Below are 22,786 nucleotides of genomic sequence, written 5' to 3' on the forward strand. Positions count from 1 at the left end.
CTTAGAAGCCTAGCGATTATAGGTGGTTGTGGTGGGCTATTGGCAGAGGTAAGAGCCCGGTCCCGTCTGGGTGCAAGTTTGCCCGTTGGGGCACTGCTCGACGATAGGCTTGAGGCAGGCGTCGGTCGGCCCGTTGACGCACTTTTGAACTCCGTTCGAGCACCCGAAGGTCGCGTTGTGGCTGCTTCCTTGGCAGGTGGTGTCCGACTGCCAAATATGACAGCCGTCTGCGCCGGTGACGCACGTCTGGTAGGTGTCGCCGTTGCAGCGCTCTTGACCCGGCGAGCACTGGTGTTGGCACACGCAGGCTGGGCCCGCGTTGGTGCTCTGGCACCGCTGATTCGGGCTGCACTGTTGACCGGTGACCAGCTTTCGCTGGCCGGTGAGCGAGTCGGTCTGGCAACGCAGGATCGCGGCGAGGCTCGGCGAGCACTGGTCTTGGTTGCACTCGTGCACGGCGCAATACGGCGAGGTGTCGGCCACACACACGCCATCGACACACTCTTCGAGCACGAGCTCGCCGCAGCCGTCGTCCTGCTGGACGCAGCTACGGATAAAGGTCGAGTACTCTCCGATGCCGGCCGGCGTGCAGCTGGGCTCGTCGTTGAGGTTGCAGGCTTGGTTTCCGCAAAACTCGCACTCGTTGGTGATCGTGTCGCAGTAGCGCGTGCCGTCGCACTCGATCGCACGCGGCTCTTCGCACCCGTCGCCGTCGGTGTCGGCGCACACGATCTTCTGGCGTAGATCGGCGCTGCAGCCGGCTTCGCAGGGGGTACAGCCGCCGTCAGGCGTGCTCACGTCGTCGCCGGAATCCGCATCGGGCTGGCCGACGTCGGATGGTTGTGCGTCGGAGGTGTCAGTATCTCCCGTATCGGTCGGCGTGCTCGTATCCGCGGCGTCCGTAGTCGCGTCTTGGCTCGCGTCGAGCAACCCGTCGACCTCACCGGAGGGCACGCAGGCCAACTGACCGTCGACCGACACGCACTCGTAACCGCTGCTGCAGTCGCGCTGGGTCTCGCAACGAAAGTATTGGCCGGTGCGGTCGAGCTCGACCTGACACCCGACGAAGCAGACGCTCGCCAGCGCCCCCACAAGCACTGCGAGAATTCGGGTCGTGAGGAGTGATTGCATAGCCGTCAAAACGAGAGGTGGAAGGTTGCCATGGCGCCCTGCGACACCGGGCGCACGTCGAGACGCCCGACTTGTTCGCCGTCATCGTCGAGAAGCAGATAGGCTCCGACGCCGGTCAACGCCGCGCCGGCGACGCTCGCTCCGATGCCGAGGTTCAGGTACAGGCTCGCGCGCCGCTCGACCTCGGGAACCTCGCGCGCCGGGAAGTCGACCACGCGCCCGTCGGTGCGCGCGTCCTCGACCTTGGATGCCTCATTGTTGGAGAGCACGAACATCGTCACCCCGGCGCCCAAAAACGCCGCGCCAGTGCCGATGGCCGCCCATCCCCACGTCTTCTGGCCGTCGGTGCCGACTTCGGCAGGTGGCTGCGCGAGTTGCACGCCCCCTTTGCAGTCCTGCTCGTCGAGCTCGGCCAGGTACTCCTCAGTCTTCTGGAGCACCACCGTCGCCGGCGGCTCTTCGACCGCGGGCGCGGTGGCCACCTTGGCGTAGGCTTCGCGCGCCTCGGCGCACTTGTCGAGCTTCTGATAAGCACGACCCAGGTTGAGATAGGTGATATTGGCCTCGCCATACGCCAACGACTCGTTGAGCAGCGCCACAGCGCGCTCGGGCTCGCCGCGAATGATGGCGCTGACCGCTTCGTCGTTGAGTTTGGTCTGCAGCTCGCTGATCTGCGCCTTGGACTGCGAAGTCTCGACGGTCGGATTCTCTTGGGCCGTGGCTGTGCTCGCCGCCCCAAGGCAAATAAACAGCACACACAAACAGGTGAGCGTAGGTCTGGACACCGGCTCTCCGGGGTAGGAAATGCAGCACGTAATTGTTGCTCGAACGGTACAATAGCCCGCAGCCTGATTCAACGCCTGCCTTCGCACGATTAAGGAGCGCTAAGTTGCACCGATTTGCTCGCTCAGCCCAGCGGAAGAAGCAGGGACATCTTGGCGCCGCCAAGCTCGGAGTCGCCGATTTCGAAGCTGCCTCGGTGCTGGTCGGCACAGTAGGCGACCGAGAAGAGGCCCAGGCCAGTGCCGTCTTCCTTGCTGGTGACGAACGGTTCGAGCGCGGCGTCTCGCTTCTCGAGGGGGATCCCGGGGCCGTTGTCTTCGACGCGCAACTCCAACATGTCGGCCTTGCGCGCCACTGACACGCGAATCTTGCCCTCGGCGCCCGTGGCGTCGGCGGCGTTTAGCACCAGGTTGATGAGCGCGTGGGTGAGCAACTCGACGTGGACCGGGGCACGCAAGTCGCCTTCGACGTGCGTGTGCAACGTGCGCTCGGTCAGCTTCGAGTGCGTGCGAATCATCGCCAGCGTCTCGGAGACCAAGCCCGACAGGTCAACGGTCTCCATGGCGTTGGTGGTCTTCTTTTTGGCGGCTACCAGCACCTTTTGGTTCAGGCGCGTCAATCGTTCGATCGCCTCGTTGGCGTCCTCGAGGGCTTCGCGCTCCATCTGGCCGAGCTCGCCGGTGGACGCCACGAACTCGACGTTGGCCTTGATCGCCGCGACCAGATTATTCGCATCGTGGACAATGGAGGCGGCCAGGGTGCCGGCGAGTGTGCGGCGCTCGGTGTCGAGCAATTGCTCGCGCCCCTTTTGCAAGTCGAGGACCTTCTCTTCGAGGTTAGCAAGCATGCGGCTCGTCAGCGCAAAGAGACCGAGCGCCACCACGCTGACGTAGGCAATCCCCTTGAACGACTGCATCCGAGCGAGCTGCTCGGCGCTTGTGGCCGCGTGGCTCGTCAGCCAGTCCGAGGTCAGTAGGTAAACGACCGACACGAGCAGGAACGAGCCTGCAATGATCGACGCAGTCCTGATGGGACGCATTTGGCTTCTCCTTGGGCTGCACCAGGCGAGTCGCGTCTGCCGACGCCGAACGAAGATCTTCCGAGCAATAGTTAGAGACTAACCTCTGTTTTGTTGTGTGTAAACGCGCCAAACGGCGTGTAATTGGCACTATTCGTGGCTTTTTCGGCGTCTCTCGTTGGTCTTGAACCACACGGCGCCTCGGGTATCGTGTGCTGTATGAAAGTACGATTCGACAACAGCTATCTCGCGCTCCCCGAGCGCTTCTATTCGCGAGTTTCCCCTGAACCGGTCGCCTCTCCGGAGGTGGTGCGCGTCAACACGTCGCTGGCCGAGCAACTCGGCTTCGACCCCGATTGGCTCGACTCGCCCGAAGGCGCCGAATTCGCGGTCGGCAACCGCGTGTTGGACGGCTCGGAGCCCATCGCTACGGTTTACGGTGGACATCAATTCGGAAACTGGGCCGGCAGGCTCGGCGACGGGCGAGCGCTCTTGCTCGGCGAGGTCATCGACCGCGACGGCCAGCGCTTCGACGTCCAACTCAAAGGCTCGGGGCGAACGCCGTACTCTCGCCGGGGCGACGGCCGCGCCCCGCTGGGCCCGGTCTTGCGCGAGTACCTGGTCAGCGAGGCGATGGCCGCGCTGGGGATTCCGACCACGCGCTCGCTCGTGGCCGCGACGACCGGTGAGTCGGTGCGCCGCGAGACGATTTTACCCGGCGGCGTGCTCGTGCGGGTCGCCAAGAGTCATATCCGCATCGGCACCTTCGAGTGGTTCGCCTCCCGCGGGGACACGGACGCGGTCGAGCTTCTGGCCGAGCATGTCGTCGCGCGTCATTATCCCAAACTCGAAGGCGGCTCGGTCGTCGACCTGCTGCGCGCGGTCGCCGAGCGACAGGCGCGGCTGGTGGCCCAATGGATGCTCGTCGGGTTTATCCACGGGGTGATGAACACTGACAATATGCTCCTGTCCGGCGAGACTATCGACTACGGGCCGTGCGCGTTCATGAACGCTTACGACCCGTCGACGGTGTTTAGCTCCATCGACCGCCACGGACGCTATGCCTACGGCAACCAGCCCAAAATCGCGCAGTGGAACCTGTCGCGGCTGGCTCAGGCGCTGCTCGCCTCGACAGAGCGTGACGAGGCGATCGTGTCGCAGGCGCAAGACGTCGTCGACGCCTTCCCGCAGATGTTCCAGGACGCGTGGGCCGCGGGCATGGCCCAGAAACTGGGCTTGTCGGAGGTGCGCGAGGAGGATTGGGCCTTGTTCACCGACCTGCTCGAACTGATGTACGTCGACGAGTCGGACTACACGCTCACCTTCGTGCGCCTCACCGAACTGGTCGAGCCGCGCTTCGACTCCGAGTTGTCGGCGCTGCCCGACGCGTTCGGCCCGTGGGTCGAGCGATGGCAAGCGCGCCGGGACGACGACGCGGCCACGCTCCCCGAACAGGCCGAGCTGATGGTGCGTGCCAACCCGGTCTTCATCCCCCGCAATCACCTCGTCGAAGAGGCGCTCGACGCCGCGGTAGGCGAGGGCGATTTCTCGCGCTTCCACCAGCTGGTCGAGGTGCTCGCCGACCCGTACGCCTACGACGCGTCGCATAGCGAGTTCGCCCTGCCTCCCGGTCCCGACGAGCAGGTGCACGTGACGTTTTGCGGAACATGAGAGGGCAGAGGGAGAAGGCCTTGCAGACGACGGGCGCCATCTATTTGGGGCGCGCTGAACTACGAGGGCAAGATGAGGCTGGCTTTCGAAGGCAGCGACGAGGGCTGCGGCAATCCTTCGGGCAGGTTCGGAAAGCCTGGCAAAAGGGTTGCTGCAACCCTCGGTGATCGGGTTTTTAGAGTCGGAATCAGGTTATTCGAATGTGTCGGCGAGCAATTTTGCGACTCGCCGACCCATTGGAACAACCCGTAGGTTCTCGCTCAGTCGGGATATGAGACCCGCAGAAGGACCGACTCTCCCTCGGGATTAGCTCCCAGAAAATAGACTTCATCCAACGAACGACCGGCCACGGCGGACCACTGGACGTCGGCAAATCCATCGAATTCGACCAAGCTCCAAGTGCTGCCGTCATAGCTGTACATCTCGGTCGACGTCGTGGCGAAGACTCGGGAGCCTACTGCGGTGACGTAGGAAATCCGTTGGGAGGTGGGGCTTGTCAGTTCTGTTTTCTCGCCGTCCTTGACCTCGATGATCGTGCCGTTTTGCCCCACCGCAACAACGTGGCCGGGGCCGACCCAGCAGATATCGAGCAGTCCGGCGAGAGCGCCCACAGAATACTCCTCCCAGGCGCCATTGCGATAGGTGGCGATGCTGTTGTGGGACTGGAACCAGATTTCTGAGGCGCCTCCGGCGGCATGCTGCCAGCCCGGCACGTTGGAGGGGGCCCCGTCTACTTCCTGGAACTCGAGCTGTGCGCCGGTCAGCTTGCCGATCTTGCTGCTTTGGCTCGCCCATACGGTGCCGGCACCGTCGGTCGCCGCGCCTTGAAGGTATTCGGAGCTAATCTCGAACTTGTCTCCGGTCCAGACGCCGTAGTAGCCCGCCGATGTCTCGGCGACCAGTCCATCGGCGTCATCACTGCGCATACGCACGAGCCGGCCCGTGACCCCATCCACTTCACTCCATTGGCCCTGATCGAGGACGAGGTTGACCGCCTCGGAGCTGTTTTGGGCCCCGATGAATAGCCGTCCGTCGCTCAACATGGCGATGCTGGCCGCAACCGGCACCTCTCCCGAAGATGCAGGGAGGTCGACCTGCTCGATGGTCGGTGCTTCCGGCGGCTCGGGCAAGTCTACGCCTGCGGCGGCGAAATCGGCCGGTGATACCCATCTGAGGACCCGGCCATCTTCAGTGGCGAACCAGATATCGTCGTCCGCAATCACGGCAATGTCGGTCAGCCGGGGCGTATCCTCGGGCAGGTCAAATGCGCTCGGGCCCTCGTCAGTGACCTTCCAGACGCGGTTCGTCGAGGCTCCGTCTCCGGTCTGCTCCAGCACCCAGATCGAGGTGTCGGTGCTGCCCGCGAGGCGAGCACCGTCGGGTTTGAATCCGTCAATGGCGATGGGCTCGTCTGGTTGGTCTCCGCTGAACCACGTGAGCCCGGCCGGATCTGCGATGACCGCATAACCCTCGTCGGCGCCGACCATCAGCAACTGCTCCGTGACCAAGTCGGGTCGCAGTGTCGCGCTGAAGTCGGCGTTAATGCTGTATGTGCCGTTCTTCGAGCTCGCCCTTGGATTGCCGTCGGCCGGCGGGGTGGCCACGGCTTTGAATGTCTCGGCGAACTCGAACCGGTCCTCCGTATAGTTGAGCTGGTCGTAATCATTGGCAGCGTCGCTCATGATGAGTCCGCCTGAAGTGGCCATCCAAAGTGTGCCGTCGGCTTCGACGGAGATGTCCGAAATCGCGCCCACTTCCGTGGCAATGAGTGTTCCTCTCAGGTGGGCGACCCACTGTTCGCCGTCGAAGCGATAGGCGACGGTCTGGCCGTCGCGTCCACTGCTGAATGACGCCGTTGTGTAGAGGGTCTCTGCACTTCGTCCGGCGAGCAGGTTGGCGCCCATCGGCAACTCCAGTCCCACCGGCTGGAATGCCTGGCCGTCGAAGAGGTGTAGCTGCGCTGTGATTTGGTCATTAGCACGCGCTAGCGCAAAGACGCCGTCTTCGTCGGTGACGACGAGCGCCTCGATAGAGGTGCCTTGGGCCACGTCGAGCCAGTGCCACTCCGGATCATCGCTCAGAGGCTCACCGCTGTCGGTCTCCGCGTCACCGATATGACCGGCGTCGGCGTTGTTGCCGGAGCCGGAGGAACGGTCGGAACAAGCGGCAAACGCCACGGCAGCCAAAGGAATCATCAAACCGGGTAATACTCGTTTCATCGTTAGCTCACCTAACAACGTGGGTCGTAATGAAATGCAACAACCACTGAGGAGTTGGCCCGACTGCCTGTCAGCGATGTGCTGTTCGGGGACCCACAATCCACCCGACGGAGCCGCGCCTTCGGCTCGTAGACCCCGCGGCGGCCAAAAATATTCAAAATTGTCTTGGTCGACCGACAACTAAATTCTTCGGATGGTTCGACGAGGGCTGAGCGGCGAAGGGGCGGGACGCCCCAGGGCGGGCGAGGACGCCGCGCGCGCCGCCGAAATGGACGCACGAGCAGAACTCACGCGCATTTGCGAGTCGAACCTTCGGTCGCAACGTGACCACGACCGCATTCTGCGGACGGAACAGTCCAACGGAACAGAACTCATGCGCATTTGTGACGCGAACACGCCTCACGAACAGACCCGCCGACCATTTCGAATCCCGACGTGTATTGCCGAGCAGACCGCGAGGTCATTTCCAAATTGGAATTGGAATCGGGGTCTGTCTTCGAAGCCTTCTCCATTTTGGAAAATCGTCCGCGGCAGCCTCGTCGGTCACCTACAATCTCGAAACTCATCGAGAACAGACCTGCGACCCACCATCCAACGCCAAACGGCGCCAGGGTCTGCTCGGCACCGTTTTCCAATTTAGAAAAGGCCCTCGGGTCAGCTCTGACGGCCTGTTCCAAATTGGAAAAAGCGTTTGGGTCAGCCTCGCGGCCGAATTCTAAATTGGAGGAGGGGGCGGAAGGCCTTGCAGACCACGGGCGCCCTATGTAGCGGGCGCCTCTCGCCAGCAAGGCCACCGACAAAGCAACTCACTCGTACAACGCCTTGATCTTCTTCCCGAGGTTCTTGACGTCCTCGATGGCCATATAGGCCGCCGGCACGATGACCAGCGCGATGACGGTCACGAAGAGCACGCCGAAGCCGAGGCTCAGGGCCATCGGGATCAAAAAGCGCGCCTGGACCGACGTCTCGAGGATCATCGGGGTCAAGCCGAGGAAGGTCGTCAGCGAGGTGAGCAGGATGGGGCGGAAGCGTCGCGCGCCGCCCAGGGCGACTGCCTCGAGCGCGCTCTTGCCCTCCTTTCGGTAGTCGTTGACCGCCGCGATGAGCACCAGCGAGTCGTTTACGACGACGCCCGACAGCGCCACGATGCCCATCATGCTGATCAGGCTCATGTTGAAGCCCATCAACAGGTGGCCGCCCAGCGCGCCGACGAAGCCAAACGGAATGGCGAACATGATGATGACCGGCTGGATATAGCTGCGGAAGACGATGGCCATCAGGCCGAACATCACCAACAGCGCGATCATGAAGTTGCGGCCCAGGCTGCCCATCGTCTCGCGCTGCTCTTGCTGCTCACCGCTGAGTTCGTAGGTCAGGCCGGGATAGTCGGCGACCAGGTTGGGCAGAAACTCCTCCTGCAGGCTGCCGGTGACCTTGTTGCCGCTGGTCACGTTGATGTCGACGTCGGCGGTGACGTCGACGACGCGCCCGCCGCCCTCACGCTCGATGGAGGTGAACGAGTGGCCGCGGTTGATGTAGGCGGCCTGCTCGAGCGGAATCTCGCCGCCCTGCGGGGTGCGGATGAGCAGCTTCTCGATGTTGTACTCCGACTCGCGCTGGTTCTCCGGCAGGCGCACGTACACGCGCATCTCGTGGCGGCCGCGCTGCTCGCGCTTGGCCTCGGCGCCGAAGAAGTGATTGCGCACCTGGCGGGCCAGGTCGGACTCCGTGATGCCCAGGGCGCGGGCGCCCGGCTTGAGTTGCAGGTCGAGCTGCTCTTTGCCGCGGCGGAAGCCGTCGTCGATGTCGAACACGCCGTTGTAGGTCTGCAGGTGGTCGGCGAGGCGCTCGGCGGCCTCCTGCAGGATGCGCCGATCCTCGTGGCGAAGCTCGATGGCGACCGGGGCGCCGGAGTTGGCGCCGATGCTGTAGCTGAACTGCAGGCTCTCGGCGCCGGCGATATCGCCCACGCGCTGTCGCCACTGATTGACGAACTCGGCGGCGGTGATGTCGCGCTTGTCGGCCGACACGAGCGACACGGTCACCTGGGCGAGGTGCCCACCTGCTTGGCTGCCGCCTCCGCGCGGGCCTCCACCGGCGCTGATGCTGCCGACCTGGGCGAAGATTCCTCGGCCGATCTTGTCCTCGCCGCCGTTTTCGTTCAGCACGGCCTGGGCCTCGCGAATCAATCGGTCGCTGACGGCCTCGGTGTTGTCCACATCGGTTCCGAAGGGCATCTCGAGGCTCACGCTGGCCTGGTCGCCCTCGATCTTGGGCATGAAGTTGAAGGTGATGCGACCGCTGGCCACGAACGCCGCCGATACGGCCAGCAGGCCGATGGCGGCGGCGAGGGTGACGTAGCGGAAGCGCAAGAACTTCTCGGCCGACGGGTAGTAGACGTTTTCGACGAAGCTCTCGACCATGCCGCTGAACTTCTGCTGGAACCCGTGCAGCTTGCCGAAGATGCCTTTCTTGGAGGGCTCGCCGATGTGGGCCAGGTGAGCGGGCAAGACGACCAGACACTCGATGAGCGAGATGAGCAGAATCGGGATGACGATCATCGGGATATTGCGGAAGAATTTGCCCGATACCCCCGGCACGAAGAGCAGGGGGGTGAACGCCACCACGGTGGTGAGCACCGCAAACACCACGGGCGTAGCGACCTCGCGCACACCGGCGATGGCGGCCTCGAGGCCCGTGAGTCCTTTGGCTCGCTGGGCGTAAGCCGCCTCGCCGACGACGATGGCGTCGTCGACGACGATGCCGAGCGCCAGGATGAAGGCGAACAGCGAGATCATGTTGATGGAGACGTCGAGCGCCGGCATGAAGAGCATGGCGCCGAGGAACGAGATCGGGATGCCCAGGGTGACCCAGAAGGCGAGCCGGGCTTCCAAGAAGAGTCCCAAAAGCAGCAACACCAGCGCCAGGCCCATCGCCGCGTTTTTGACCAGCAGGTTGATGCGGTCGGTGTAGATCTCGGAGCTGTCGTTCCAGACGGCCGCCTCGATGCTCGGCGGCAGATCAAGCTCGTCGACGTACTCACGCACCGTCTCGGAGATGTCGTTGGGCGCCTGGTCGCCGACCCGGTAGACCTCGACTTTGAGCGCGCGCTCGCCGTTGTAGTAGGCGGACTGGTCGGTCTCGGCAAAGCCGTCGACCACGTTGGCAATGTCGCCCACGGTGACCTTGGTGCCGTCGGGTTGGCTCTTGACGGCGATGTCCAAGAACTCTTGGCCGACCTTGCGTCGCTCGGTGGTGCGCAACAGGATTTCGCCCTTGTCGGTGCGTACCGAGCCGCCGGGAAGCTCCACCGACGCGTTGCGCACGGCGCGGGCGACCTGCTCGAGGGTCAGGTTGTAGCGGCGTAGGTTCTCCTGAGGCACCTCGATGCTGATCTCGGGGTTGGGAATGCCGCTGATCTCGACCACCGAGATATTGTCTTTGGCGAGGAGATCGCCGCGCACGCTCTCGGCGACGCCGTTGAGCGTCTTCTCGTCGACGTCACCGTACAGGATGACCGACAAGACCGAGCGTCGGTTGCTCGACAGGCTGACGATGGGCCGCTCGGAGTCGGCCGGAAACGAGGTGATCCGGTCGACCTCGCTCTTGATGTCGTTGAGTGTCTTTTGCGCGTCGGCGTCGGTCATCAACTCGGCGGTGACCGTGCCGGCGCCCTCTGCGGCGGTCGAGCGGATCTCGTCGATACCCTCGACGCCGCGGATCGCCTCCTCGACGGCGAGCACGACGCCCTGTTCGACCTCTTCGGGGCTCGCGCCGGGGTAGGGCACGCGCACCGTGACGATGTCGAGGTCGACCTCGGGGAAGACCTCCTTTTTGACATTGCCGATCATCATGACGCCGCCGAGGATGAACAGCGCCATGATCAGGTTGGCGGCGACCGTGTTCTCGGCCATCCAGGCCAGGGGGCCGCGCTTTTTGACCGTGGTGTTTTGATTGGCCGGGGGGTTCTGGTTTGGCTCACTCATCGGCTCACTCATCGGAGGCCTCCTCAGCCGGCTTCTTGGCTCCCTGCGAGGCCGCATCGGCGCGCTCTTCCTTGTCGTCCTGCGCGCGAAGCTTCATGCCGTCGACGGCCGTGGCGATGGGGCTGACGATGACGCGCTCGCCATCTTTGACGCCGCTTTTGACGAGGATCGTGTCGGGCCGCTCCCAGATGACGTCGACCGGGCGGACGGCCAAGGTCTTGTCTTTGGCGAAAACGAACGCCTTGTCGCCGTCGCGAATCGCCTCACGAGGGATCTCGATGAGGTCGTCGACCGCGGGACCCTGCACCTCCACGTCGACGAACGAACTCAGCAGCAGGGGGATGCCGCGCTGTTTCGGCTCATCGGTCTCGTCGAGGTCGTTCAGCCCGAACGGGTCGGCGATCTCGACGAGCACGCGGGCCATGCGCCCCTGCGGGTCGAGGTCGCCGAGCAGACGCACCACTTTGCCCTCGCGCTCGATGGTCTCCTTGCCGGCGTCTTGCCGGACAATCGCCTTCGAGCCTTCCTGGGCGTTCACGCCGGGCACGCTGATATACGAGATCTTTTCGACCGGCACGGACATGCGCACCCAGAACTTCTCGGTGCCCACGAGGCTGGCTACCTGCGACTGCGCGCCGACGAGTTGGCCGATGTCGGCGGACTCGTTGGCGACGAAGGCGTCGAACGGGGCCTCGACCGAGGTGCGGCTCAGGTTGAGTTGGGCGCGCTTGAGACGCGCCTTGGCGGCGTCGACGGCGACCTTGGCGCTCTCGAGCTGGGGCTTGCGCAGGGCCAGCGAAGGGTCTCGATCGCGTTGGTCCTCGTCGAGCTCGTTCTTGAACAGCTCCCACTCACGCTGGGCGACCTGCACGCGGCCTCTCTCCTGGGCGAGCTGGGCTTCGGCCTGGGCGAGCTGGGTCTTCGCCTCCTCGACCGCGATGCGGTAGTCGGCCGGGTCGACGCGAAAGAGCGTCTCGCCTTTGCGGATAATCCCGCCGGGCACGAGCTTGTCGTTGACCCACACGAGGCGTCCGGAGACCTGGGGGGTCACCACCAGGTTGCGCGCCGCGACGACCTCGCCGGCGGCCTGCACGTTCAGGCGGTGCGAACTCGCCTCGACCATCTCGGTCTGCACGAGGACCCGTTGCTCGCGCTTCTCTTTGCGCTCGGGCTCTTTTTTGGTGGAGACCAGCAGCACGACCAGTCCGACCGCGGCGGCCAAGACCACCAGCGGCAGGCCGAATTTGGCGACATTCTTAGCGACGGGATTCATTTTCGACTCCTTCGGGGGCTTCGAGCTGTCGGGTCCAGGTGCCTCCCAACGCGCGGCACAGTTGGACGCGGGTCGAGAGTTGCTGGCGGCGAGCGTCGAGCAAAGTCTGCTGGGTGCGCTGCAGGGCTTGGATGGTGTCGAGCACCCGCAGGTAATCGAGCACGCCCAGTCGGTAACGGTCGCGAGCGAGGTCGAGCGCACGCTCGGCGGATTCGAGTTGTTTCTGGAGGCTTTCGACGAATTCTTGCTGGCGATTCTCGCGGATCAGGGCGTCCTGAGTTTCGCGAAGCGCGGTCAGCAGGGTCTGTGCATAGTTGAGAAGAGCTTCCTCGGCCACGCCCTCGGCTTGGTCGATCTGAGCGTTGATGCGGCCGCCTTGAAAAATGGGCTGAGAGAGACCGGCCGAGGCGCTGTAGAGCAGTTGCTCGAACAGCTCGGCGATTTCGGTCGCCTGCAGCGACAAGCTCAGCGAGAGTTGCAGGCTGGGCAGACGCTCGGCGACTGCTGCTTCGAGGCGCTCGTCGGCGGCCATCAATCGCAGCTTGGCGGCGCGAAGGTCGGGGCGACGCTCGAGTAGGTCGGCGGGTACGCCCGGGTCGGGGATCGGCGCCAGCTCGGGAAGCTCGGCGGCGGTCAGCCCCAGATCGGCCTGCGGCGGCTTGCCCACGAGCACCGCGATTTGGTTGCGCGCGACCGCCTCCGAGGCCTTCGCCAACGCCAACTGCCCGCGCAGCGACTCCAGGTTTTGCTTTTGCTGGGTCACGTCGAGCGCGGTGGCCGTGCCCTGGCTCAGGCGCAGCAGCGTCAGCTCGTAGAACTTCGCGGACGTCTCGATCTGTTCCTCGAGCAGGTCGATTCGCTCGCGCTGGTAGACCATCGCCAGCCAATTTTCGGCGAGCTGCGAGGTCAGGGTGATCGCCAGCGCCTCAGCTTGGGCGCGTGTGGCCTCGGCGTCGAGGGCGGCGGCTTCCCAGCGGCTGCGATTCTTGCCCCACAGGTCGAGCTCGTAGGAGGCGGCCATCGAGGCGCGATAGCTGGCGAAGCCGTCTTCGAGGCTGAAGAAGTCGGGCTCGGGCGCCGGCTGTCCGGGTTGGCCGGTGGGTAGATCGGCGCCGAATTGGGCGCCGATATTGGTGCGCTGATAGGTAGCGCCGGCGTCGGCGCTGAGCCACGGCCACAGCGGTGCTTGCTGCTGCTGGGCGATGGCGCGGGCCTGCTTGATGCGCGTAAAAGCCATGCGCAGATCGAGGTTCTCCTCGAACGAAGCGTCCACCAGCCCCTCGAGCTCTGAGGAGCCGAAGTCGGTGCACCATTGCTCGAGGGGCTCGCCCTCGACAGGTGTCTGCGAGTAGCTTTCGGGGACCTCGACGACCTCGTCGGTCTTCTCGGCGTACTTCGTCGACTGGCAACTCGAGGCCACCAACGCCACAGCGATGAGCGCGATGGAGGTCCATCGACCTGCGCGCCATCCCCGAGAGGGTGGGGGAGCATGTCTGTTAGCTACGTCCATGACGAAACCAGGAAATTAGTAAGTTCGTACTCATTAATCGAGCGGCACTGCACAGAGGCCTCGGAGAGAGCGCGGGTGCAGTTGAGATGCACCTGCGAGCGTCTGGGTAACATCTAATCCTCGTGCTGTTCAGATGGAGGTGCTTGTTCGATTCCGCGCAACAGGTTGTCGACCACGCCGCGCACGAAGGTCTGCTGCGGCATCGGCAGGAAGTCGTTGAAGCCGCAGAACTCGAAGAAGGCGTAATTTTGAATCGAACCCAAGAACATGCGAGCGGCAATTTCGGTGTCGCAGCGTCGCACCCGACCACGTCGTTGCTCGGACTGCAGGTACTTCGCCAGCGCCTTGAGGCCGCGCACCGGGGGCGGCTCGGCCATGCGCTCGAACATCTCGGCGCGCGCCGAGCCGTCGGCCATGACCATGCTCATCTTGGGGATGAGCTCTTCGAAAAAGGCGAGCATCTCGTGAGCCAGACGCGTCAGGTTGGTGCGCACGTCGTCGCCGCCCGACTCCTGGAACTCTTCGGTCAGTGCGATCCAGGTCGGCCGCGGCGAGATGCCCATGGCGGCCATGAATAGCTCGTGTTTGGTGGGGAAGCGACGAAAGATCGTCCCCTCCGAAATCCCCGCGCGGCGAGCGATTTCGGCGGTCGTCGCGCTGAGTCCAGACTCAAAAAAGACGTCGCGGGCGGCCTGCAGGATTTCTTCGTCTGTGATGCTTGGCGTGCGTGCCATAGGTGTTCTCGCGCAATTGCCGGGTTCAGGAGGAACCGTAGCCACGCTGAATAAATGAGTCAACACTTTTTATTATTCCGCGCGTCGCCGGCCCGTTCCTTCGGCAGGCGGCGGCGAGGTGTGGATCGGCACCGCCACCTGGGCTACCATCTTGTTGTACCGCCAGCGCTTTCCGAAACGAGCCGTGGGGTTGGAAGGATCGGGATCGTGCTGAAGATCAAACGTAACAGATTCTCATACCCGAAGTAGGCGGCTGGCGACACGCTGCATCGACTTGGGGCCCCAACTCATCGAGGCCCCGATGCAGTTCAACAGGTGGTACGCTCTGATTTGCGAGGCTCGATCGATGCGCATGTCCGGAAGGATTTGTCTTCTGTTGTCCGTGGTGCTTGTGGCGACCGCCTGGTTGATTCCGGCGACGGCTGATGCCCAAGTCTTTGTCTACCCTCGCCGACCCAGTCAGACCAACGTGCGTTGGTTCGACTTCGATTGGCACCACGTCGACGTTCTCATCGGCCCGGAGGCGTCCGGCGAGACGATCAAGGATTCCGGGCCGCGCATGCACTATGCGCCCCACGACACGGCTCACGGGCCCGAGACCCAGCCGCTGGGCCAGGGCGGGCCGTGGGACTGGTCGGCCGCGCGCACCATGCACTACGCCCCGGGCGGCACCGGCGGTTGGGCCCAGGGCGGCAAGCAAGGCCAAGCCGGCAAGCAGGCCCAAGTTGGCATGCAAGCCCAAGGTGGCATGCAAGCCCAGGGTGGCAAGCAAGCCCAGGGGGGCGAGGACGACGGGGCCAAAGGCAAAATCGAGGGGGACCGAGAGCTCAGCGAGAGCGAGGCCCAGGCCGACGATGTCCCTCCGTGGACCGGCGGCGTGCGGCTCTTTTTCTACGAGCGCGAGCGTGAGGTCGCCGAATGGGCCGCCGGCTTTATCGAGGTGATGTACCGCGAACTGGTCAAAGATTTCGACTACGTGCCCCGAAAGACGTTCTCGTACTTTCTGTACAGCAGCTACCACGAGTTCCTGCAGACCAACCTGTTTCCGATTCAGGAGGGCGTGCTCGGCGTGACCAGCCCGCGCAACCTGGACGTGACGCTGCCGTATTTCGGCGACCACGCCATGTTTCGCGACGTCTCCAAGCACGAGCTCGCCCACGAATTCACCATCCAGAAGGTCGGCAGCTACGCCAAAAAGAACAAGGCGGCGATCAACCCGCTCATGAAGCTGCCGCTGTGGTTCATCGAGGGCTTGGCCGAGTATTATGCCAAAGACGGCCTCGACCCGAGGACCGAGACCCTGGTGCGCGACCTGGTCGTCAACCCGGACGCCAGGCGTGGCTACGTGCTCGAGGGCTTCTTCGACGACCGCGTGCGCAGCTTTTTGTGGACCTACAAGCTCGGCCAAGCGCGTGTGGCGTTCTTGGAGGAAACCTACGGCGAGGGCACCATCCAGCGGGTGCTCGAGGAGTCGTATCGGCTGGTGGGCACCGAAGAGGGCAAAGACCGCGTGGGGAGCTTTCCGGCGCTGTTGACCGCGCTGACCGGCGACTCGCGCAAGACGATTTCGACGCGCTTCCAAAACTGGGTCAAGCGCCGCCACTTTCGCACCTACTTGGACGCCGACCAGTCGCCGGGCATCCTGCAGGAGTACGACACCGGCAACGGCATCATCCAGGCCCTGAGCACCTCGCCCGACGGGCGGGTGCTCATGTACAGGAGCATCTCGCCGAACACCGGCCAGCGCCAGCTCTACCTGGTCGACCATCGCGATCCGGAGGACGCGCTGACGGTCGCCGCCGACGGCAAGCCGGGCCTGGAGTCGCTGCACCCCATTGCCGGGCGAAACTTCGACGTCGGCAAGGAGACGCTGGCGTTTGTGGCCCGGCAGGACGAGCGCGACCTCATCTACTTTCAACCCTACAAGCGAACCGTCGAGTGGGCGGAAGTGCCCTCGGCCGACGACGAGGGCGACGAGGAGGAGGCTTCCGCCCGAGACACTGAGAAGACCAAGCTCGCCGCCGCCGACGATAAGGCCGTGGCGCGCGCCGAGGAGGCTGCCAAACAGGTGAGCGACGTCGACTTCGAGCTCGGCCAGCGGGTCAAATACCGGCTCGACGCTTGGAATATCATCGGTGTCGACACCCTCGCCTTGGGGCCCGACGGCCGGCGTATCGCCTTTGTGGGGCTTCGCGAAAACGGTCAAAAGGACCTGTACCTGCTCGAACCCAAGAAGGATGGCAAGAGCTTTACGGTCAAACGGCTGACCGACGATGTCTACGCCGAGCGTGAGATCAGTTGGGGCAGCGACGGCATCGCGTTTACCTCCGATGCCACCGAGAAAGGGCACTACAATATCTTTCGCCTCGAGCCCGACACTCGCAAGATCGAGCGGCTGACCTTCGAGAACCGCGACCACACCTCGCCGCGCATGCTCGACGACGGGCGAGTCTTCTTTGTGGCCTACGACGAGGTCGGCGCCAACGTCTATCAAGCCGTCGGCCCGGGGCTGGTGCGAAAGACCGGCCTCGCCACGGCGCTCTCCGACTTGAGTCCTGCGCCGGGTGATGGGCTGTGGGCGCTGCAGTACCACGAGGGGCGCCAGCGACCGGCGCGCATCCCGGCCAGCCGTCTGCTGACGGGCGATATATCGACACAGTCGGTGCAGGCGGCGGCCTACCCGTTGCCCGAGCGATCGCTCGACAAGTCCGAGCGCTACGACGTGTGGAGCCTCGATAGCTGGGAGGTGGGCACGGTGTTCGGCATCGTCGGCGCCAGCTCCGAGGGCATCGCCGGCCAGATCTATGCCACCTCGTACGACAAGCTGCGCGACCACACGGTCATCTTCAACATGCTCGCGTCGGGCTCGGTCGAGTCGATCGACGGCTCGCTCTTCTACATCAACCAGGAGAATCGCCTGGTCTGGGGTGGTGGGCTCTTCCAGGACGTCGGCTACCGCCTCGACCGCACCTTCAAGGACGACGGCACGGTCAACCGGTTCATCTCCTCGGAGCGCTTCTTCGGCGTCACGGGCACCGCGCGTTGGCCCTTCGATCGGTTCACGTTCGTGCAGGGCTCGCTCGCGATCGGTGGTCTCGACTTCTTCCTGTACGACGGCACCGAAGCCTGCCTGCAAGACCCGAACTGCATCCGCAACAACACCGCGCCCGATGACGCCGGCGGCGTGCTCGACCAGTGGGAGGCCGAGAACGACGACGTGCGCTTCCAGCTAGAGCCGTCGGTCAGCCTGGGGTACAATACCATTCGCTACCACCCGCAGACCGGCCCGTTTATGGGCCACTCGCTACTGCTGACGGGGACCTACGACTGGCAGCCGTTTCGCCAAAACGGCTACACCAACATTCGCTTCGACGCCGAGAAGTACTGGTCGTTGTGGGGGCGGACGAACCTCTTTTTGCGCGGCGGCACCGGCTACACCTTCGGCAGCCGCTTCGCCCGCTCGTTCTTCCTGTCGAGCTTCGACACGATACGCGGCGTTCAGTGGGGCGACTTCGACTACCTGCTGGGGCGCTCGTTCTTCTTTTCGACCGCCGAGTTGCAGTTCCCGCTCAACTTCTTGGTGCGCGTGCCGTTTCTGGACCTGGAGGGCATCACCGGCGTCGACTTCGGCGCGGCCGGCGACGACTTCGCCGAGGTATGGGACCGCCGCGTGCTCGACTACGTGCTCGGGGTCAACTTCGGGCTAGGCCCGTTCGTCTTCCGGCTCCACTTCGCCAAGCCGTTCGACATCGGCGCGCCGGTGCCGAACAACGGCGACTGGAACACGAACTTCTCGTTGTCGTGGCGTTATTGGTAGGGTTGGTTTTGCTGGCGTGTAGGTCTTGCAGGAGCGTAGGCCTTGCAGAGGTGTGGTGCCTGCTCTGCAAGGCCATCAAAAAAACGCAAGCTCACCCGAGCAACTCTTCAGCCGCCGGCATCTCGATGTCGAGCGACATCCCCGACGACTTCACGAAGTCGACCAGGTTTTCGGCGTAGGTCGGAAACGGCGGGCAAGAGAGCTCACCCTCGAGCGCCTCCATCGTGTTGATGGAGTTGTAGATGGTCAGCTGGTTGAAGTCCTCGACGAACTGGCGCGGGCTGCGCGTGAGCTTCTCGAGGTACGGAAACTTCATGATCAGCTGGGTCAGCTTGTAGGGCACGTGACCCACCGGGGCGCGCTTGCCCGCCTTCTCGGCGACCAATTCGAAGACCTTGCGCGCCGACAACGGGTTGGGGTCGCACAGGTGGAAGGTCTGCCCGGCAGTGTCTTCGCTCAGGCTGATGCGGTGCATCGCGTCGCACACGAAGTCGACCGGCACGACGTTGAGCGGCTTGTCGCCTTTGCCGGGCATCAAAATGGGCACCGACTCGGGCATCTGGATGATCAAGTTCATCAGGTAGTAAGGGCCGGCCATCCGGTCGATCTCACCGGTGCGCGAGTCGCCCACCACGATGCTCGGGCGAAAGACGCTGATGGGCACGTGCGCCATCGCCTCGCGCATCGCCTTTTCGGCCTCGTACTTGGTGCGCTCGTAGAGGTTTCGGAAGCTCTGCGCCTCCTCGAGCTCGTCCTCCATGATCACGCCGGTGCGCTTGCCTGCGACGAATGCCGTAGAGAAGTGGTTGAGCCGGTTGAGCTGCTCCATCTCCATGGCCGCGTCGATGACGTTTCTGGCGCCCTCGAGGTTCACGCTCCAAATCTCGTCTTTGTCGGCCCCCAGATACCAGATGCTGGCGATATGATAGATGTCGGTGACGTTGGCGACGAGCTCCAGATACTCGGTGCCGCTCAGTCCCAGGTCGAGCGCGACCACGTCGCCGCTCAGGATCTGATAGCGGTCCGGGTCGACCTCCAAGTTCTCGAGGCGCCGCGTGGCGCGGTCGACGAAGTCGGGGCGCACCAGCAGCCGGACGAACGCGTCGGGCTCGTTGTCCAGAATGGTATGCAGGAGGCGGCGCGACACGAAGCTCGGGAAGCCGGTCAGCAAGATGTCGCGTGCCTTGTCGGGACGTCGGTTGTCGTCTTTGGCTTTGTTCATGTCTGGGCGTCTTCGTCTGCGGGCTTGGCGGTGCCGCGGGTGCGCACGCCTTCCTCGATTTGTTGATAAATTTGTTCGACCTGTTCGCGGGTTTGCTGCAGCGTGCCGTTATTGTCGATCACGTAGTCGGCCACCGCGATCTTTTCTTCGAGTGGCATCTGTGCGTCGAGGCGCTGGACGGCCTCGTCGTGCGACATGTTGTCGCGCTCCATCACGCGCTTGATCTGCACGTCGCGATCGGCGGCGACCACGATCAGGCTGTCGAGCCACTCGTGGATGCCGTTCTCGACGATCAGCGCCGCATCGTAGATCACCCAATGGTGGCCCTCCGAGCGAATCTGCTGGGCGCGCTCCATCATGCGCTGGCCGATGCGCGGGTGCGTGATCGACTCGAGCTTCTTGCGCGCTTCACGGTCGCCGAAGACGACCTTTCCGAGCGCCTCGCGGTCGAGGGTGTCGTCATCGCGCAAGACCTCGTCGCCGAAGGCCTCCCGGATATCCTCCCACGCAGGCTCGCCGGGCTCGACGATCTTACGGGCGATGACGTCTGCGTCGATGATCCGTGCGCCGAGTTCGGCCATCATGTTGGCCACCGTCGATTTGCCGCTGGCAATACCGCCGGTCAATCCCACGATGACAAATGTGTCGTCCTGTGGCATCGCTTCGTCGTCCGTGCTTGAGTTGGTTCAGGTACGTTCCGATTTTATGGCATATCGCGGGGCGGTTGCCAAATGAGCATTGAAGTCTAGGATAGGCGTGCCCGAACGCGGCCCAAATCGGGCAGTTGGCGAAAGCGGGTGGCTCGCAAAACGGATATCCATCGATGGCCAGACGAAGAAGAAGACGCAGGGGAGACCGAGGAGCCGAGCAGGGCGGTCTGATCGACCGCGTCTGGACGTACGCGACCGACGTGCGCACGCCGGGCATCTTTATGGTGCTCGCCGGAGTGCTCTTGGCCTCCACTCCCTGGACTCGCACGCCCGACCCACTGGTGGTGTCGTGGTGGGACTCGCCGTTGTACCTGCCCGACCCGCTCGGCGTCGCGGCTGGTTTGGCGTCGGTCGCCGCCGTGTTGCTGCTCGGGACGATGTGGAATCGTTATCGGCTGGCCAGCGACCCGGACCTCGCCGAAACCGCCACGCCCGATGCAAGCGTCCAACTTACGGACGGCGACGACGTCGGCGAGGCGCGTCGCCCCTGGTTTGCCTGGGCCGGCGCACTGTGCATGCTCTCGGGCATCGCGGTCGTAGTCGGCTACTGGTTTTTCGCCCAGCAGATGCTCGGCACCGCACGCGTTCCCGTGGCGGTCGGCGAGACCATCGAGCACTACACGCTCCCGTATGGACAGAAGGGCCTCAAGGTCATGCTTCCGCTGCGAGTTCGTGTGGATGGTCTCGAGCGCAAAGAAGGGCTGGTCGCCAACGTCCAGTTGTTCAAGGCCGGCCAAGAGCCACCCAGCCCGCAAGGGGTTCCGGCTGGCTCGGGCGTCGAGATGGGCGACTTTCGCCTCACCTTCGTCGGCATGCAACCGGACGCTACCAAGTTGCGTGCGGTGCTCCAGAGCAGCGCCCCGAACACCATCCCGGCGGTGGCCAGCGAGGGGGACTCGTTCCGCCTCAGCCTCGACGGCCCCGAGTATAAGGTGTTGGAGGTCTCACAGAACTACCTCGGTGTGATGGGCCCGGCGGTGAAAGTCAGCGCGCCCAAGGTCGGCGAATTCTGGGTGTTCCAGAGTGCGTCGCAGGCCAAGGTGCCGCCCGACTTGGAGCACTCCATCGTGCTCGATCGGTTGCAGACCCAGCCGGCGGCGGTCTTCGCCGTCGCCAAGGCGCAGCCCTTCTGGCCGTTGTCGCTCGGCGGCACGCTCTTCGTTTTGGGCTTCGCGCTGCTCATCGTCTTTCCGGAGCGCATCTCTCGACGCAAGGATGGTCGAGTGCGCATCTGGAGCTTTAATGAAGCCGGCCGCATCACCGAGCAGTTGACCACCGCGCCGTCCCCGGCGAAGCGAGGGGAGGACTAATCATGAACCTCGTTATCCCAATCATCGCCGTCATCGGAGCTCTCCTCGCGCTTGCAGTTCTGGCGCCGCTGAGCGAACGCGTGCGCTCGTATCTCGGCCGCTCGGCCGTCGTCTTAGGCTGGCTGGGCGTGCTCGGCGGTGCGATCGGTATCTACACCGAGCAACTCGCCGGAGCGGGCGTGTTGCTCGGCGTGGCGGCCTCGGCCGGCCTCGCAATCTTGCCCCTCGGTATGCAGCTCGCCCCTGCGCGCAACCTGGCGTGGACGTTGGGCGCTGCGCTCCCCTTGGTCTTGGCCACGTTGGGCCTGACGGTCCAGGTCGACATGGCCGGCGGAAACTCCGGGCTCTTCTTGCTGCACGCCGGCCACTGGGGCGCACTGAGCGCGGCACTTGTGTCGTTGCTCGTCGCCGCGGGGCTCTCCTCGAGCGAGGGCTGGGCGAAAGATGCCTCCCGCAAGACGCCTGGAATGGGCGTCGGTGTGGTGCTCGCCTCGCTGACGATCGCCGCCTGGATGATCGGCAGCTTGCGAGGAGGCCCCGAGGGAATCGCCTGGTCAGTGCCGCTCGCCTCCGAAGCCGGCGGTGTGACCTGGCAGATTCCTCCGTCGGCCGCGTTGCCGCAGGGGCTGTGGCTCGAAGCGGTCGCCGAGCTTGCTTGGATGGGCCCGCTGTTGATCGCTGCTGCCGTTCTCGGCGTGGTGACCGGCCTGGCTACACGCTTTAAGGCTGGACGCCGCGCTTCAGCGCTCGGCTGGTTTGTCACGGGAGCGGTTGCGTTGTCCGGAGTCGCGGGACTGCTGTCGAGTCGGACCGGCGCCAGTCTGCCGGATCCGGCGCCGTATCGAGAAACGGCCAGCACGGTCTTGGGCGGCATTCAGGGAGCTCCGATGCTCATCCAGCAGGGAAGCTTCGTCAGCGAGGGCGGCGTGTTCGTGCCTCTCGGTGACATCGCCCCGGAGCTGGGGATGCTCGTTGCGGCTGCGTTGATTGCGCTGCTGGCCGGCGTCTTCTCCCTGCGTGTCCATTGGCCCGGAAGCGCCGGCGAAGGAGCCGAGCGCACAGCGATGGGGCTGCATGCACGCGACTACGCGCTGCGCGGCGTCGTGTTCGGCTGGCTCGCTTGGCTGCTCGTTACACTGATTCACTGGAACCACTTCGGCGCCGTCGGCGTCGGCTCGCCGGCCGAATGGAGCGCGGTGGGTTTTTTGGCGCTCGCGACAGGTGTTCTTCTGCTCAGTTGGAGCAGGCGGAATGGACGCAGTGACCGTATCATTAGAGAGTTGGCGCCGGGCGTGATGTTCGGATTGCTATTGTTCGGGATTGCGACCGGTGTGGTGTTCGACGCGCCATTTGGGTTGTCGATCGCGTTTTAGTCGGGACTGCTTTGTGGCGCCAAATCGCT

The 22,786-nt window shown here is 64.2% G+C and carries 14 protein-coding genes; 4 read left to right on the forward strand and 10 right to left on the reverse strand.

Annotated features, from left to right (window positions below):
- Positions 1 to 36: 36 nt before the first annotated feature.
- The 3 genes from FIV42_RS26710 to FIV42_RS26720 all read right to left on the reverse strand — a co-directional run bounded on the left by FIV42_RS26710 (position 37) and on the right by FIV42_RS26720 (position 2,953).
- Positions 37 to 1,131, reverse strand: coding sequence for a hypothetical protein (locus FIV42_RS26710; protein ID WP_141200648.1), 1,095 nt, complete (start codon positions 1,129 to 1,131; stop codon positions 37 to 39).
- Between the two features lie 5 nt (positions 1,132 to 1,136).
- A complete protein-coding gene (locus FIV42_RS26715) occupies positions 1,137 to 1,916 on the reverse strand; it encodes a hypothetical protein (RefSeq protein ID WP_141200649.1) in 780 nt (259 codons plus the stop codon).
- Between the two features lie 122 nt (positions 1,917 to 2,038).
- Complete coding sequence (locus FIV42_RS26720; RefSeq protein WP_141200650.1) at positions 2,039 to 2,953, reverse strand: sensor histidine kinase; 915 nt, start codon at positions 2,951 to 2,953, stop codon at positions 2,039 to 2,041.
- A 198-nt stretch (positions 2,954 to 3,151) separates the two neighbouring features.
- Here FIV42_RS26720 and FIV42_RS26725 point away from each other — a divergent pair, with 198 nt between their 5' ends.
- Entirely contained in the window at positions 3,152 to 4,603 is a 1,452-nt protein-coding gene (locus FIV42_RS26725; protein WP_141200651.1) for a protein adenylyltransferase SelO, read from the forward strand.
- A gap of 260 nt (positions 4,604 to 4,863) precedes the next feature.
- Here the strand turns inward: FIV42_RS26725 and FIV42_RS26730 are convergent, their stop codons facing one another.
- The 5 genes from FIV42_RS26730 to FIV42_RS26750 form a co-directional block, all read right to left on the reverse strand.
- Positions 4,864 to 6,822 (reverse strand): NHL repeat-containing protein, encoded by a 1,959-nt coding sequence (locus FIV42_RS26730; protein ID WP_141200652.1) that lies wholly within the window; start codon positions 6,820 to 6,822, stop codon positions 4,864 to 4,866.
- Positions 6,823 to 7,628: 806 nt separating this feature from the next.
- Positions 7,629 to 10,820 (reverse strand): efflux RND transporter permease subunit, encoded by a 3,192-nt coding sequence (locus FIV42_RS26735; RefSeq protein ID WP_222615328.1) that lies wholly within the window; start codon positions 10,818 to 10,820, stop codon positions 7,629 to 7,631.
- Entirely contained in the window at positions 10,813 to 12,081 is a 1,269-nt protein-coding gene (locus FIV42_RS26740) for an efflux RND transporter periplasmic adaptor subunit (protein WP_141200653.1), read from the reverse strand. Before FIV42_RS26740 ends, FIV42_RS26735 begins: the two co-directional genes overlap by 8 nt.
- Positions 12,065 to 13,501, reverse strand: coding sequence for an efflux transporter outer membrane subunit (locus FIV42_RS26745; protein WP_168210972.1), 1,437 nt, complete (start codon positions 13,499 to 13,501; stop codon positions 12,065 to 12,067). The genes FIV42_RS26740 and FIV42_RS26745 overlap by 17 nt, the downstream gene beginning before the upstream one ends.
- A gap of 203 nt (positions 13,502 to 13,704) precedes the next feature.
- On the reverse strand, positions 13,705 to 14,325 hold the full coding sequence (locus FIV42_RS26750; protein ID WP_141200655.1) for a TetR/AcrR family transcriptional regulator: 621 nt from the start codon (positions 14,323 to 14,325) through the stop codon (positions 13,705 to 13,707).
- Positions 14,326 to 14,677: 352 nt separating this feature from the next.
- Here FIV42_RS26750 and FIV42_RS26755 point away from each other — a divergent pair, with 352 nt between their 5' ends.
- On the forward strand, positions 14,678 to 18,142 hold the full coding sequence (locus tag FIV42_RS26755) for a tolB protein precursor protein (RefSeq protein ID WP_141200656.1): 3,465 nt from the start codon (positions 14,678 to 14,680) through the stop codon (positions 18,140 to 18,142).
- A 91-nt stretch (positions 18,143 to 18,233) separates the two neighbouring features.
- Here the strand turns inward: FIV42_RS26755 and FIV42_RS26760 are convergent, their stop codons facing one another.
- Both FIV42_RS26760 and coaE read right to left on the reverse strand, forming a co-directional pair.
- Positions 18,234 to 19,364: an SDR family oxidoreductase gene (locus tag FIV42_RS26760; protein ID WP_141200657.1), complete on the reverse strand. Its 1,131-nt coding sequence runs from the start codon at positions 19,362 to 19,364 to the stop codon at positions 18,234 to 18,236.
- On the reverse strand, positions 19,361 to 20,023 hold the full coding sequence (gene coaE / locus FIV42_RS26765) for a dephospho-CoA kinase (protein ID WP_141200658.1): 663 nt from the start codon (positions 20,021 to 20,023) through the stop codon (positions 19,361 to 19,363). Before coaE ends, FIV42_RS26760 begins: the two co-directional genes overlap by 4 nt.
- 164 nt (positions 20,024 to 20,187) lie before the next feature.
- Between coaE and FIV42_RS26770 the strand changes: the two genes are divergently transcribed.
- Both FIV42_RS26770 and FIV42_RS26780 read left to right on the forward strand, forming a co-directional pair.
- On the forward strand, positions 20,188 to 21,384 hold the full coding sequence (locus tag FIV42_RS26770) for a hypothetical protein (RefSeq protein ID WP_141200659.1): 1,197 nt from the start codon (positions 20,188 to 20,190) through the stop codon (positions 21,382 to 21,384).
- A gap of 2 nt (positions 21,385 to 21,386) precedes the next feature.
- Positions 21,387 to 22,757 (forward strand): hypothetical protein, encoded by a 1,371-nt coding sequence (locus tag FIV42_RS26780; RefSeq protein ID WP_246099072.1) that lies wholly within the window; start codon positions 21,387 to 21,389, stop codon positions 22,755 to 22,757.
- Positions 22,758 to 22,786 lie beyond the last annotated feature (29 nt).

The organism is Persicimonas caeni (assembly GCF_006517175.1).
In the GTDB taxonomy this organism is placed as follows: Bacteria; Myxococcota_A; Bradymonadia; order Bradymonadales; family Bradymonadaceae; genus Persicimonas; species Persicimonas caeni.

What these genes read in the sequence shown, in the direction of transcription:
- FIV42_RS26755 (WP_141200656.1), top strand. Translation starts at nt 14,678, where the DNA reads ATGTCCGGAAGGATTTGTCTTCTGTTGTCCGTGGTGCTTGTGGCGACC.
- FIV42_RS26750 (WP_141200655.1), bottom strand. Translation starts at nt 14,325, where the DNA reads ATGGCACGCACGCCAAGCATCACAGACGAAGAAATCCTGCAGGCCGCC.
- FIV42_RS26720 (WP_141200650.1), bottom strand. Translation starts at nt 2,953, where the DNA reads ATGCGTCCCATCAGGACTGCGTCGATCATTGCAGGCTCGTTCCTGCTC.
- coaE (WP_141200658.1), bottom strand. Translation starts at nt 20,023, where the DNA reads ATGCCACAGGACGACACATTTGTCATCGTGGGATTGACCGGCGGTATT.
- FIV42_RS26760 (WP_141200657.1), bottom strand. Translation starts at nt 19,364, where the DNA reads ATGAACAAAGCCAAAGACGACAACCGACGTCCCGACAAGGCACGCGAC.
- FIV42_RS26735 (WP_222615328.1), bottom strand. Translation starts at nt 10,820, where the DNA reads ATGAGTGAGCCGATGAGTGAGCCAAACCAGAACCCCCCGGCCAATCAA.
- FIV42_RS26725 (WP_141200651.1), top strand. Translation starts at nt 3,152, where the DNA reads ATGAAAGTACGATTCGACAACAGCTATCTCGCGCTCCCCGAGCGCTTC.
- FIV42_RS26730 (WP_141200652.1), bottom strand. Translation starts at nt 6,822, where the DNA reads ATGAAACGAGTATTACCCGGTTTGATGATTCCTTTGGCTGCCGTGGCG.
- FIV42_RS26780 (WP_246099072.1), top strand. Translation starts at nt 21,387, where the DNA reads ATGAACCTCGTTATCCCAATCATCGCCGTCATCGGAGCTCTCCTCGCG.
- FIV42_RS26710 (WP_141200648.1), bottom strand. Translation starts at nt 1,131, where the DNA reads ATGCAATCACTCCTCACGACCCGAATTCTCGCAGTGCTTGTGGGGGCG.
- FIV42_RS26770 (WP_141200659.1), top strand. Translation starts at nt 20,188, where the DNA reads ATGGCCAGACGAAGAAGAAGACGCAGGGGAGACCGAGGAGCCGAGCAG.
- FIV42_RS26740 (WP_141200653.1), bottom strand. Translation starts at nt 12,081, where the DNA reads ATGAATCCCGTCGCTAAGAATGTCGCCAAATTCGGCCTGCCGCTGGTG.